Raw genomic sequence first — 14,240 nt, forward strand, 5'->3', positions numbered from 1 at the left:
ATCTGGGCAATGCTGAATAAGTTCAGTGCGGCCAGGAATATAAATGATGGAATGACGCCCCCGTTTGCCAAAGTCTACTCCTAAGAGGCCGCTATGACATCGCTACCACAACACATCCGCAGGTTGGTTTGGGTTATGCAGAATGGTCGGCCCACCCGCATGGTGAGCCTGGCACTGTTGGCGGCGCTGGTGGTGGGTCAGAGCCCTAGCGCCTGGTCGCGGCCCCCGGCCCAGGCTGAGGCGATGAGGGTGGCCCAGTCGGTTCCGGCGATCGAGCCCTTGACCATCAGAGGGGTGCTAGATGAGAGTAGCCAGGTTTTGGAGGATGGCCGCTACGTTAATGTCCACATGTTTGAAGGCGTAGCGGGTCAAATCGTCGTCATTGACCTGATCAGTGATGAGTTTGATGCATTTTTGGCGCTGCTTGGCCCTAATGATCAACCTGTTGCAACAGATGACGATGGTGGAGAGGGTACTAATGCCCGCCTTATGTTGAACTTGCCCGATACAGGCACTTACAAGATTGGTGCGCTCTCGTTTACCTCTGGGGAGACGGGACGTTACCAGTTGACCGTGCAGGCGGGAACAGCGGCTGATGGAGAACGGGCAGAACAACTAGCCAAAGCAACCCGTCTTAATGCCCAAGGACTTGAGCTGTCTCGGGCAGGGCGCTACGGGCAAGCCGAACCCCTCTTCCAGGAAGCGCTGTCGATTCGTCGCGAGCAATTGGGCGACAGCCACCCCGATGTCGCCACCAGCCTCAACAACCTGGCTGGACTGTATCGTGATCAAGCACGCTTCGGGGAGGCCGAACCCCTTTACAATGAGGCGCTGTCGATTCGTCGTGAGCAGTTGGGCGATCGCCACCCTGATGTCGCCACCAGCCTCAACAACCTAGCCGGGCTGTACCGTGCGCAAGGTCGCTATGAGGAGGCCGAACCCCTCTTCCAAGAGGCTCTAACGATTCGTCGCGAGCAGTTGGGGGAACGCCACCCCGATGTCGCCACCAGCCTCAACAACCTAGCCAATCTGTATCGGGATCAAGGGCGCTACGGGGAAGCCGAACCCATCTATCAGGAGTCACTGGCAATTCATCGTGAGCAGTTGGGCGATCGCCACCCCGATGTCGCCACCAGCCTCAACAACCTAGCCGGGCTGTACCGTGCGCAAGGTCGCTATGAGGAGGCCGAACCCCTCTTCCAAGAGGCTCTAACGATTCGTCGCGAGCAGTTGGGTGATCGTCACCCCTCTGTCGCCACCAGCCTCAACAACCTAGCCGGGCTGTACCGTGCGCAAGGTCGCTATGAGGAGGCCGAACCCCTCTTCCAAGAGGCTCTAACGATTCGTCGCGAGCAGTTGGGTGATCGTCACCCCTCTGTCGCCACCAGCCTCAACAGCCTGGCCTTTCTGTACGAAGCCCAAGGACGCTTTGGTGAGGCTGAACCTCTTTACCAGGAGTCGCTGGATATTCGTCGTGAGCAGTTGGGTGATCGCCACCCCTCTGTCGCCACCAGCCTCAACAACCTAGCCGGGCTGTACCGTGCGCAAGGTCGCTTTGGTGAGGCTGAACCTCTTTACCAGGAGTCGCTGGATATTCGGCGCGAGCAGTTGGGCGATCGCCACCTCGATGTGGCCACCAGCCTCAACAACCTAGCCGGGCTGTACCGTGCCCAGAGTCAGTTGGTGGAGGCTGAAGTGCTCTACCTTGAATCACTAGATATTCGACGCGAGCATTTAGGTGATCGTCACCCTGATGTTGCCAGCCACCTCGGCAACTTGGCCTCACTGTACCGAGACCAAGGGCGCTTCGACGAGGCGGAAGCCCTCTTCCAGGAATCGCTAGATATTCGTCGCGAGCAGTTGGGCGATCGCCACCCCGATGTCGCCACCAGCCTCAACAACCTAGCGATCCTGTACAACGCACAGGGTCGCTATAGGGAAGCTGAATCCCTCCACCAGGAGGCTCTGTCGATTCGACGTGAGCAGTTGAGTGATCGCCACCTCGATGTGGCCAACAGCCTCAATAACCTGGCCGAGCTATATCGCGCCCAAGGGCGCTACGGGGAGGCAGAAGCACTCTACCAGGAGTCTTTATCGATTGTTCGCGAGCAGCTTGGTAGTCGCCATCACTTGGTCGCTACCATCCTTAACAACCTAGCTGTGCTACACAACATGCAAGGTCGCTTAGGGGAGGCCGAACCCCTCCTTCAAGCATCCCTCGTCATCCGCCGCGAGCAGTTGGGCGATCGCCACCCCGATGTGGCTATCAGCCTCAATAACTTGGCTGTGCTGTACGAGGCCCAGGGGCGGTATGGGGAGGCCGAACCTGTTTACCAGGAGTCGCTGATAGTTCTTCGTAACAGGTTGGGCGATCACCACCCCAATGTAGCTACCAGCCTCAACAACCTAGCGGGAGTATACAAAGCCCAAGGGCGCTATGGGGAGGCCAAACTCCTCTACCAAGAGGCGCTGGACATCCGACGCGAGCAGTTGGGCGATCGCCACCCCGATGTGGCTACCAGCCTCAGCAACCTGGCCACACTGTCCTGGGCGCAGGGAGAAACAGACACCACATTGACATTGTTGCGACAGGGGCTGGCGGTAGAAGAAACTAACCTCAACCTCAACCTGGCTGTTGGCTCCGACGATCGCAAGCAGGCTTATATCGCTACTATCTCTGGTACTACCAATGGTGCTATCTCCCTACACCTGCAAGATACCAACCCCAGCCCCTCTGCTGCCCACCTCGCCCTCACCACCGTCCTCCGACGCAAAGGCCGTGTCCTTGATGCTGTCACCGACACACAGCAACTCCTGCGCCAAAACCTCAGCCCCGACCTGGCCCCTCTGCTCGACGACTACACCGCCGCACAAACCCAACTCGCCGCTCAGCTCTACGGTGGCCTGGGCGACCAAGACCCAGAGGCATACCGCACCCGCATTGACGACCTTCGCCAGACAGCCAACCGCCTAGAAAATGAGCTATCCCGCCGCAGTGCAGCGTTCCGGGTCGAAACCGAACCTGTTGAAATCGAAGCCGTGCAAGCGCTGATTTCCGCCGATGCTGCCCTGGTGGAGCTAGTGCAGTACAAGCCCTTCGACCCCACCGCCAGCCGAGCAGAACAGTGGGGCTCTCCCCGCTACGCCGCCTACATCCTCCACGCCACAGGCGATCCCCAATGGGTCGATCTTGGCGATACTGAGGCCATCGACACCGCCGCCCGCGCCTTCCTCTCCGCCACCCGCACCCCCAACTCTCTCACCCAAGCCCGCACTACCGCCCGCGCTCTCGATGAGTTGGTCATGGCCCCCATCCGCCCCCTCCTCGGCGAGGCCACCCACCTACTGCTCTCCCCCGACAGCCAGCTCAACCTCGTCCCCTTCGCCGCCCTGGTCGATGAGCAAGACCGCTACCTGGCCGAAACCTACACACTCACCCACCTCACCACCGGGCGCGACCTGCTACGCCTGCAAAACCCCGCCCTCAGCCAGCAGCCCCCCGTCCTCTTCGCCAACCCCAACTACGACACCGCCGACCCCAGCAGCACCCAACTCATCGCCGCCGCCTCTACCTCCCCTGCTACCTCCCCTCTCCCCTTGGGAGAGGGGCCGGGGGTGAGGGCCACAACCCAGCGCTCCACCGACATCACCGACCTGCGCTTTGGCCCCCTGCCAGGCACTCAGCAAGAAGTCGATGCCATTACCCCCCTGCTCCCAGACAACGCCATCATCCTCACCGAAGCCAACGCCACCGAAAACGCCCTCAAGCAAGTGCAAGCCCCCAGCATTCTGCACATCGCCACCCACGGATTCTTTCTCGAAGATGTGGAATTTGTGCCGCCCCCTGGGGCTACTCGGGGCGATCGCGCCTCTATCGAAATTATCTCTACCGGGCAGGCACCCCCACCCACCCGCCCCACCAGCACCGAAAATCCCCTCTTGCGCTCTGGCCTGGCTCTAGCCGGGTTCAACCCCCGCACCAGCGCAGGCGAAGACGGTGTGCTCACCGCCCTAGAGGCCACCGGGCTAAACCTGCGCGGCACCCGTCTGGTGGTGCTAAGCGCCTGCGAAACCGGCGTCGGCCAAGTGGCCAATGGTGAAGGGGTCTACGGTCTGCGCCGTGCCTTTGTCATGGCCGGGGCCGAAAGTCAGCTGATGAGCCTGTGGAAAGTAGACGACTTCGGCACCGCCGAACTGATGCAGCGCTACTACCAGCGCTTGCAAAACGGCGAAGGCCGCAGCGAGGCCCTGCGCCAGGTACAGCTTGAGTTTATTGAGGCTCCAGCCTATCAACATCCTTACTACTGGGCCTCGTTTTTGTTTTCGGGTCAGTGGAGCCCCATGGGCGATCGCTAGCTAGCGCCAGAGACCTGGTGGGCAATGCCCACCCTTGTATCTTTAGAGGTGTGTGGCAGACCGTCCCACCCTAGGTTGTCCAAAACCGAACGTAGCATGGGTCGCTGCACACCTCTGAAGTTAACTCGCAAAATCGCCAGGAGCTTAGACTCCGTATCGAGCAAGGACGAGTGATGTCAGATTAACCTCCTACACGGGTGGATACAACCATGACTGAACTATCACAAGCGCATCAATGGGTTGGCATTGACGTATCCAAGCGCACCTTAGATGTGTACGTCCGTCCACTTGGATTAAGCGTTCAGGTGGCCAACAGTGACTCTGGTTTAAGAGAGTTGCTACAGGCGTTAACGGCGTTTCGTCGCGAGACGAGTCTGATTGTGCTGGAAGCGACCGGGGGCTATCAAGCCCTGGCGGCGCGAACGTTGATGGCGGAGGGCTGGCCCGCCGTTGTGGTGAATCCACGTCAAGTGCGTGATTTTGCCCGGGCCACGGGGCGCATGGCTAAAACAGACAAAATTGATGCCGAGGTGTTGGCTCACTTTGCCGATGCCATCCGTCCAGAGGTACGGGCGATGGCGAGTGAGGCCAGTCAACACCTTCAAGACCTCGTCACGCGACGGCAGCAACTCGTCGAGATGATGAGTGCCGAAAAAGCCCGGCAACGCTCAGCACGAGCCAGGACGGGTCAGAGCATTGAGCAGCATATTGACTGGCTCAAGCAACAGATCCAAGACCTCGATACCCAGATTGAGCAGCTCATCGCCCAGAGCGATCAGTGGCAGCGCACCCGCGAGATCCTCACCAGTGTGCCGGGTATTGGGGCTGTGACGACGGGGCTCCTCTTGGCCTCACTCCCCGAGTTAGGACAGATCTCAGCGAAGCGCCTAGCCAGCTTGTGTGGCCTCGCCCCGTTCAACCGCGATAGCGGCCAGATGCGGGGTAAGCGGATGATTAGCGGCGGTCGAGCCACCGTGCGCACAGGCCTCTACATGGCCGCGTTAGTCGCCACTCGCCATAATCCGGTCATTCGCGATTACTACCAGCGCCTGCTGCAGCGGGGAAAACTCAAAAAGGTTGCCCTGGTGGCCTGCATGCACAAACTGGTGATTATTCTCAATGCCATGGTAGAACATGACACCCTCTGGCAGGCTCCGGCTTGCTCCCTGCCCGCCGCCACATAAGGAACAGCAAGACTCTGTCTGATGCAGGCAGGGCTCCTGGCTTGATTTCCGCTGCCATCCCGCCGAGGCTAATCGCATAGCAGGATGAGCTTGACAAAGAAGATAATCGCTACCCATCCACCCATCCGCTCCCCACTCCCATGCCCTACCGCCTTACGATTCGCAAAATAGACCAGAGCTGTCTGTTCGACCTCACCTGGGGCAAGGGGCAGCAGCTATCTACGCACCTGGCTTTTCCTTCAGCACTACTGGGGCTGTACGACGCCTGGCGGCGGGCCTACCTGGGCTACTACAAGCAGGCGCTGCGGGGCCGGGTCGGGGCCACCGGGCAGGTGGTAGCTGCCGAGGTCGATTGGCACAGCCAGCTCAAGCAGGCCGAGGCTCGGCTGCTATCGGAGTTTCACACCTGGCTGAAGGATGGCAAACTGTTTGACCTGCGGGCCGAATTGACCTCAGCGTCTCAAGCAGCAGAACCTGACCAGGCCAAGACTGAGCTATTTATCACCTGCGACCCGATCGCAATTGCCCGCCTGCCCTGGGAGACCTGGGAGCTGGGGCAGCAGGTGCAGATCGTGCGATCGCCCCCCAATATCCGCGCCGCCACGGGCGATCGCCAGTCATTCCGCCGGGGCAAAGCTAGAGTGCTGGCCATTCTGGGCGACGAAACCGGGCTTAATTTTACCGGTGAGCGCACCGCCCTCAATGCCCAAAAAAGGCTTTTAGAGATTCACTACGTCGGCTGGCAGCCGGGGGAAGACACCAACGCCCTAAAGCAGCGCATTTGCCGCACCATCGCCGACCCTCGGGGGTGGGATGTGCTGTTTTTTGCCGGTCACAGCAACGAAGCGGCCCTGCTGGATGGTCAGGTAGCGATCGCACCCAACACCGCCCTGTCTATCAAAGAACTCACCCCCGCCCTGCGAGAGGCCCAGCGGCAGGGGCTTCAGTTTGCCCTGTTCAACTCGTGCAGCGGCCTAGATATTGCCCAGGCCTTGGTCAGCCTGGGTCTGAGCCAGGTGGCGATCATGCGCGAGCCTATCCACAACGAGGTGGCTCAGACGTTTTTAGTGCAGCTGTTGCAGCACCTGGCCCAGTTTGACGATGTGCAAGAGGCCCTGGGGAAAGCCTGCGAGTTTCTCAAAGTCAAGCAAGAACTCACCTACCCCTCGGCCTACCTGGTGCCCTCCCTGTTTCGCCATCCCGACTCGGTGCCCTACCGCATTCAGCCAGTGGGCTGGCGCGCCCTGGCCCGCCGCTGGCGACCCACTAAGCATGAAGCGATCGCCGTGGCGGCCCTGGGCCTGCTCAGCCTAGTGCCCTTGGTGCAAGACTGGCTGCTCGATCAGCGGGTGTGGGCTCAGGCGGTGTACCGCGATCGCACTGGTCAGATAGCGACCGACCCACCGCCGATTTTGCTGGTGCAGATCGACCCCGAGACCTTCAATCGACAAGGCATTGCCAATCCCAGACCGATTGACCGCTCTCTGCTGGCCGACCTGGTCACTCGGCTAAATGAGCGCCAGGCCGCCGTCATCGGTCTCGACTACTTGCTCGATATGCCCCAGACCGACCACGACCCCACTCTCAACCAGGCTCTGCGCCAGGCCATCGAGCAAAACCAAACCTGGCCGGTCTTGATCAGCAGCCGCAACCGCGACTTTTCCTGGACCAACCCTTACCCCACCGTCGTCAACCCCGACTGGATTTTACAGGGCAATGCCTTCGTGCCCTTTCGCCATGTGCTGCCCCGCGAATCTTGGCCCGAGGCCAAAACGCCCTTTAGCTATCAGTTGGCCACCGCCTGGACAATGCACCAAAAGGCTGGGGCTGGCGATGCCGACGTGCCCCGACCCAGCCTCAGCGGGCCACCCCTCGAAACCCAGGTGCAGGCTTACCAACGAGACCATCACCTGGGTCTGTCGCCCTGGGCGGAGGTGCACCCCCTGACGCAGATCTCCACCCGGTTTGGCCAGCACTGGCTGCAACCGCTGATCGATTTTTCCATGCCGCCGTCGCAGGTTTACCGCACGGTGCCCGCCTGGCAACTGCTAGATGACCCCGATGCGGCCCTGCTGCCCCTGGCCAGCCTCGACCAAACCCTGGTGATGATCGTGCCGGGCTACTACGATGCTGCGGGCATTGGCCGCGAGGGCGACGACAACTTTCCCCAGCCGCCCGCCATTGGCTACTGGCGCGATCGCACGGGTCAGCGGCTGCTCGACTTTACCGGCGGCGAAACCCATGCCTATATCACCCACCACCTGATCCACAATCGCCTGGTGATTCCCATCCCCGACCTGTGGGTGATACTGGCGGCGGCGGCGCTGGGCAAAGCGCTGACGCTGTATGGGGATCAGCATTCCCCCCGTCGCCTCACCCTGACGGCCTGGTTGGCGACGGCCACCATGAGTTACGGGGTGTTGGCGCTACAAATTTACATCACTGCGGCGGTGCTGTTACCCTGGCTGCTGCCGTCGCTCACCCTGTGGTTGTACAGTTTACCCAAGCTCAAGGAGACTTCCCATGAATACAGTTAGGTGGATAGCAGCGGCAATTGGCGGTGTGGCGATCGCAGCGGCCATTTCCCCCACGGCTCTTTCTGCCGCCGAAATTCACAGCCCCTGGCTCGGTTTTGATCGCATTCGCTCCTTTCTCAGCGGCGGCCCGCTGCAAGATAGCAATCGAGGCCGTGAGGGGGGCTCGCGGGGCGGCAACCTGTGCCTAATTAGCCCCGGTCAGGGCGAAGTGGTCTGGACAATGGAGCCATTGCTGCTGCTCCAGGGCAATTTACAAAGCACGGCCCTATACGTTGCCGACAGCGCAGAGCCCTTTTGGAGTGCCCCCATCGCCCTTACCGATGACTTTGTGGCTAAACTGTCCTACGACGGCGACCCCCTGCAACCCGGCACTACTTACGAACAGCAGATACAGGTGTTACGGCTCGATTTTAGCGTGGTGCCAAGCCGCCGCTACGCCTTCCAGATCATGCCGGCGGGTGAAGAGCGCGACCAGATTGAGGCCGATCTGGCGCAGCTAGAAGCTGAGTTGGCTGAGGCTCAGGAAGATGCTGAGGCGATCGCCATTGCCAAGGCAGAGTTTTTCTTTGAGCGCGACCTGGCCGCCGATGCCTTCCAATCTCTGTTTTCGGTAGATGCCCCCTCGGCAGAGTTGGTTGAGACCCGCCAGGCGCTCGTCAAAACCATTTGCGAACAAGTCTTGCCTGAGTAATTTCAGTGCAACAACCTACCCGTAGGCTAGGCAAAAAGATTTGCCCAGCCTACGCTGAGAGGAAATTCTTTCGAAGAATTCTCTAGAACTGAATAAGTCATGATCGCTCAGAAGTAAGTACCTACGACAGCAACAAACCCTCGTAAGAACTTACTTCCATGAAACTTCTCAACACTGTCGGTCTCTCCCTGGCTACCCTCGTTATCTCCATTGCGACCCCACTGACGGTGCGCTATGTGCCCCAGAGTGCCCCTACCCTTAGCATTGCCCAGGCGGTGGCTTCAGCACCCCTGTTGCAGGTGCAAGACCGTCTTGGCCCCCACAAGCAAGTGGTGGAGTTTGACGAGGGCAATCGGTTTGCCTCTGCTCACCACTTCAATGGCACAGCGGGACAAATGGTGAGCATCACCCTAGAAAGCAATGATTTTGACACCATCTTGATGCTCATTAACTCCAAGGGCGAACGGATCGCATCTAGCGATGACATTAGCCAAACCAACACCAACTCTCGCATCGATATCACCTTGCCCGCCACCGATCGCTACATGCTGCTGGTCACCTCCTTCGAGTTTGAAGGGCAAGGTGACTATCGCTTGGCTGTGGTTCCCCAGAGCTGAAATACCGCCTTTCACCTTGCTCCTAGCAAACATCAGCCCTAGACAATTTCCTGATTCTTTATCAAAGCATTATTGCTTCCCTTGGGTAATTTCCCTTTTAATGGAAGAAATGGTCCTGGTTCCCTGTTATGTGTCGAAATTGCCAGGTTAGCCGCAATCTGGCCTAGTCTTCTTACCAATAGCCGCTCTGATTGCTTGAGCGGCTCCCTATCTATCTATCTTGGAACATTTACCTATGAAACAAGCTACCCTGCCAGCACTCTGCGCTGCGGCACTGGTACTCGCCGCGCCAATGCCAAGCCAGGCTCGCGTCAGCGACACCATCAAGTCTGGCCCCGAAATTAACGAAATCTCCCAGCGCACGACACTGCTGATTGTGGGTTTTAACAATAGCGGCCAACCTATGGGCCATGGCTCCGGCTCACTGATTGCCAGAGACGGCAACACCTGCGTAGGCGTCACCAATGCCCATGTGATTGATGTGCCTGGTGCCCAATTTGCGGTTAGAACCTCTGACCAGGCGGTGCACCCAGTCACTAATGTGCGGGCCTTTGCCAACGAAGATTTGGCTGTGGTGACTTTTGAATGCCAGGGCAACTATGAGCCGATTACCATTGCTACCTATCAGCTCTCACCGGGACAGACGGTCTATTTGTCGGGTTGGCCTGGAGATGGCAACCCGACCGGTGGGCTGACCCGCCAATTTACTAGCGGGACCATCTCGACCCTGCTCGATCGGCCCGTGGGAGGCTATCAAGTGGGGTACACCAACGTTACCCGCAGTGGCATGTCGGGGGGCCAAGTACTGGATGACGCTGGACGACTGGTAGCCATCCACGGCATTGGCACTCTGGAAGATGCCAGGGTGGTGGCCCAACGGCTAAATGTGCCCGTAGAGACCGCCCAAGGGCTGGCACAAAAGACCGGGTTTAACTACGGCATTCCAGTCACAACTTTCTTGGGTCGAGCGTCCCAGGCTGGGCTTAACTACCCTTACGATGTAGCGTTCTCAATGCCCCAGGCTCCTGCTTCTGGAGCTGTGACTAGACCCGGCGACTACACGCACCAACCCAATGCTAGCGATCAAGTCAGTTTTAACGACATGCTGGGCAATGTCAACCAACTGCTCGACACGGTCAACCGCTTCCGCCGCATCTTTGGCTTCTAGTCAGCTCCTGGTCTTTCCCCTGTTCCTGGTTTTTCTGGGTAGCTCCCGAAAATGTCCATGGTGTGGTCAACCCTGGAATGGGGGAATAGAGCCAGCGTCTTGTGTTCTTGCCCCATCTGGGGGTAGCAACTCTATGATGGCCACGGCGACAACGTATCAACAGCACTGTTAGAAAGATAGCCTGAAGCTGAATAAGTACCTCTGGCCCAGACCTATATGCTGGTGTTACCTCAGAATGGAGCATTGCCCCGATGCGCTACGCCATAAAGTTGTTGGGTTTGGTTGCGGTTACGGCGGTGATGGTGCCCCTCGCCGAGATCCCTGGGTTCTTTAGAGAACCCAGGGATCTGATGCCCGCCGCCCTGGCCCAAGGACAGACCGCTGAAGCTCGCTTGGCTGAGGCTAATCGTCTTTACAATGGCGAAGCATTTCAACTCTGGCGCACTGGACAGTTGGAATTGGCTTTTGATGTGTTGTTGCAAGCGCTAGAGTTATACCGTCATCCAGACGTGCGGGCAGCCTCTCTCGATGAGAGTCGTCAGGGTGAGGGGCGAACCCTGACCGGATTGGGCGCAATTTCTCGTGTTTTGGAGAGATATGAGCAGGCGTTGAAATACTACGCAGATGCTCTGGTGATTAGCCGAGAGGTTAACGACCGTGCGGGCGAAGGCACCATTCTTAACAACATTGGGGTGGTGTATGACTCATTGGAACAATACGAGCAAGCGTTGGGCTACTACACCGATGCCCTGGCGATTCGTCAAGAAGTCGGCGATTACAGAGGCGAAGGTGTCACCCTCCATAACATTGCGGCAGGGTACGAGAAACTAGGCCAGTATGAGCAAGCACTCATCTACTACACCGATGCCCTGGCGATTCGTCAAGAAATTTCTGATCATGCGGGTGCAGGGGACACCCTCAACAACATTGGGGATGTGTACGGTAACCTAGGCCAGTATGAGCAGGCAGTAACGTACTACATTGATGCCCTGGCACTTCGTCGAGCTACTAATGATCTCAGAGGTGAGGGGATCACCCTCAATAAAATCGGGGTCATATATCGCAATCTAGGGCAATATGAACAGGCGCTGACCTACTACACCGACGCTTTGGCAATCTCTCGATCTCTCGGTGACCGTACAGGCGAAGGTACTGTCCTCAACAATATTGGGGTGGTATATAGAGCCCTGGGGCGGTATGAGCGGGCACTGGGCTACTACACTGAGGCTCTGGCAATTCGCCAAGAAATTCCAGATCGCGCAGGTGAGGGGGAAACCCTCAGCAACATTGGGGTGGTGTATAGCAACCTGGGACAACATGAGCAATCGCTGACCTACTACACGAATGCCCTGGCAATCTATCAAGACATTGATGATCGCAAGCAACAGGGAACTATTATCACCAATATTGGGGCCTCATATCTCCACCTGAAGCAGTACGAGCAGGCACTCACTCACTACACCGATGCTCTAGCGATCTTTCAAGACCTCGGCGATCACAATGGAGCAAGCACTACCCTCAATGGTATTGGAGGCGTATATCAGTATTTAGGGCGATATGAGGAGGCGCTGACTTACTACACCGATGCTCTGGGTATCCGTCAAGACATTGGCGATCGCAGCGGAGAAAGCACCACTCTCAACAACATTGCGGCAGTGTACTATGCCCAGGGCCAGTATAATCAGGCGTTGGACACCTACACCGATGCCCTTGCTGTTGCTCAAGAAATTGGTAAGCGTAGCGGCGAAGGCACTACGCTCAACAACATTGGGCGTGTTCTAGAAGCGTTGGACGAACCGGAGTTGGCCCTTGTCTTCTACAAACAATCGGTTAACGTAAGAGAAAGCATTCGCGGCGACATTCGTGGACTAGATATCGCCCTACAACAATCCTTCACCGAGACTGTTGCTGACACCTATCGCCGCCTCGCCGACCTGTTGCTGCAACAGAACCGCATTCTCGAAGCCCAGCGGGTGCTCGATCTGCTGAAAGTACAGGAACTTGACGATTCCTTGCGGGGTGTCCGCAGTAGTGCAGATACTGCCAGCGGCGTCACCTTCTGGCAAATCGAGACCGACCTATTGGCCCTTTACCAACAAGTGATTGCCGACGGCGACGAACTCGCCCAACTGCAAGCCGCCGACTATGACAACCTCAGCCCCGAGCAGCAGCAGCGCCTTGCCACCCTGCGCCAGCGCAACGCCGATGTGCAGAGCCGCTTCATCACCTTTCTCGATCGGCCAGAGGTGCGGCAACTGCTGGCGCAAATTCGCCAGGATACCGAAGGGCAAAACCTAGAAATTGAACGCCAGCACCGCGCCCTACAAAACAACCTGCGCGCCCTACCCCAAAAGACCGCCCTACTGTACCCGCTAATTTTGAGCGATCGCCTCGAACTCGTCGTGGTCACCGCCGATGGCCCGCCCCTGCGCTACCCCATCGCTGTCACCGGCACAGAGTTGAACCGGGCCATTGTCGCCTTTGGTCAGGCGCTTAAAGACCCCAGCAGCGACATTCAGCCCCTGGCCCAGCAGCTCTATACCTGGTTAGTAGCTCCCCTAGAAGCGCAACTGGCTCAAATTGGTATGGAGTCCTTGCTCTACGCCCCTGATGGGGCTCTGCGCTATGTCCCCCTGGCCGCCCTGCACGACGGTGAGCAGTACTTGGCCGAGCGCTTCAGCATCAGCCATATCACCGCCGCGTCCCTCACCAACTTCGATCGCAGGCCCGAGGGGCAGCGGCGCTTGCTGGCAGCGGCCTGCGCGGAGTGCAGTTTCACCGTCAACGTGGGCGATCGCGCCTTTGTTTTCGCCGACCTGCCCTACACCGAAACTGAGGTCAATGGCCTGGCCAAACAGGTGCCCAACACCCGCGTGCTGCTGAACCAGGGCTTTAACCGCAGGGAGCTAGAAAACCGCCTGGGTAACTACAGCATTATTCACCTGGCCACCCACGGCGCGGTCGTCGAAAACCAGCCCAGCCAATCCTTCTTGGTGTTAGGCAGCGGCGAGACAGTAACCCTAGAGACCATTCGCAATAGCTGGAGCCTGAGCCATGCAGAGCTAGTGGTGCTAAGCGCCTGTGAAACGGCGGTGGGCAGCCCAGAACTGGGCAGTGGGGTAGAAATTTTGGGCCTGGGCCACCAAATTCAGGAGGCCGGTGCTCAAGGGGTGCTGGCCTCGCTGTGGAAAGTGAGCGACCAAGGCACTCAAATCTTGATCACGGCTTTCTATGATGCTTTGGCCCAGGGGATGACCAAAACCGAATCGCTGCAAGCGGCCCAGCAAGCGCTGATTACCGGCGACCTTTCAGCGGTAGGGGGCGATCGCGCCACTATTGACGTAATCAGCACCCAGACGGGGCAACCTCTCACCCCTGGCGGCAATCTGGCCCACCCCTACTACTGGGCACCGTTTATTCTGATTGGCAATGGGCTGTAGATTGCACCCTACAGGACGGTGAGGACTAGCGTTGGGCTGCTTTGCCGTCTTCGGCCACGACCCTGAGCTTCTCGGGGTTGATTTGACATTGAATATTGGCTGATTTCTTCTTACTGGAGATCTCCTGTGTGCCTACTACTGAATCCGACTTGGTTAGCCCCGGTTGGGTGGAGCAAACACCGTTTGCCCCTACATAATCCGCCTGTTGGGAATTGGGGTTATGTGACTCGGATTTGGTATAAGAGAT

7 protein-coding genes are annotated in these 14,240 nt (G+C 58.4%); all 7 read left to right on the forward strand.

Annotation, left to right across the window (positions count from 1 at the left end):
- Positions 1-93: 93 nt before the first annotated feature.
- The 7 genes from RRF56_RS03085 (at position 94) to RRF56_RS03115 (ending at position 13,993) form a co-directional block, all read left to right on the forward strand.
- Positions 94-4,356 carry a tetratricopeptide repeat protein gene (locus tag RRF56_RS03085; protein WP_317036167.1) on the forward strand — a complete coding sequence of 1,421 codons (4,263 nt, stop codon included), beginning with the start codon at positions 94-96 and terminating at the stop codon, positions 4,354-4,356.
- 209 nt (positions 4,357-4,565) lie between these two features.
- Positions 4,566-5,540: an IS110 family transposase gene (locus tag RRF56_RS03090; RefSeq protein WP_317033747.1), complete on the forward strand. Its 975-nt coding sequence runs from the start codon at positions 4,566-4,568 to the stop codon at positions 5,538-5,540.
- Between the two features lie 140 nt (positions 5,541-5,680).
- Positions 5,681-8,077 carry a CHASE2 domain-containing protein gene (locus tag RRF56_RS03095; RefSeq protein WP_317036168.1) on the forward strand — a complete coding sequence of 799 codons (2,397 nt, stop codon included), beginning with the start codon at positions 5,681-5,683 and terminating at the stop codon, positions 8,075-8,077.
- On the forward strand, positions 8,064-8,768 hold the full coding sequence (locus RRF56_RS03100) for a hypothetical protein (RefSeq protein ID WP_317036169.1): 705 nt from the start codon (positions 8,064-8,066) through the stop codon (positions 8,766-8,768). The genes RRF56_RS03095 and RRF56_RS03100 overlap by 14 nt, the downstream gene beginning before the upstream one ends.
- A gap of 158 nt (positions 8,769-8,926) precedes the next feature.
- Complete coding sequence (locus RRF56_RS03105; protein ID WP_317036170.1) at positions 8,927-9,385, forward strand: PPC domain-containing protein; 459 nt, start codon at positions 8,927-8,929, stop codon at positions 9,383-9,385.
- 235 nt (positions 9,386-9,620) lie between these two features.
- Positions 9,621-10,553, forward strand: a complete 933-nt coding sequence (locus RRF56_RS03110; RefSeq protein WP_317036171.1) for a serine protease — start codon at positions 9,621-9,623, stop codon at positions 10,551-10,553.
- A gap of 251 nt (positions 10,554-10,804) precedes the next feature.
- Positions 10,805-13,993, forward strand: a complete 3,189-nt coding sequence (locus RRF56_RS03115) for a CHAT domain-containing protein (RefSeq protein ID WP_317036172.1) — start codon at positions 10,805-10,807, stop codon at positions 13,991-13,993.
- Positions 13,994-14,240 lie beyond the last annotated feature (247 nt).

The organism is Nodosilinea sp. E11 (assembly GCF_032813545.1).
Lineage (GTDB): Bacteria > Cyanobacteriota > Cyanobacteriia > Phormidesmidales > Phormidesmidaceae > Nodosilinea.

Coding starts and splice junctions, on each gene's coding strand:
- RRF56_RS03115 (WP_317036172.1), top strand. CDS start 10,805: ATGCGCTACGCCATAAAGTTGTTGGGTTTGGTTGCGGTTACGGCGGTG.
- RRF56_RS03105 (WP_317036170.1), top strand. CDS start 8,927: ATGAAACTTCTCAACACTGTCGGTCTCTCCCTGGCTACCCTCGTTATC.
- RRF56_RS03100 (WP_317036169.1), top strand. CDS start 8,064: ATGAATACAGTTAGGTGGATAGCAGCGGCAATTGGCGGTGTGGCGATC.
- RRF56_RS03090 (WP_317033747.1), top strand. CDS start 4,566: ATGACTGAACTATCACAAGCGCATCAATGGGTTGGCATTGACGTATCC.
- RRF56_RS03095 (WP_317036168.1), top strand. CDS start 5,681: ATGCCCTACCGCCTTACGATTCGCAAAATAGACCAGAGCTGTCTGTTC.
- RRF56_RS03110 (WP_317036171.1), top strand. CDS start 9,621: ATGAAACAAGCTACCCTGCCAGCACTCTGCGCTGCGGCACTGGTACTC.
- RRF56_RS03085 (WP_317036167.1), top strand. CDS start 94: ATGACATCGCTACCACAACACATCCGCAGGTTGGTTTGGGTTATGCAG.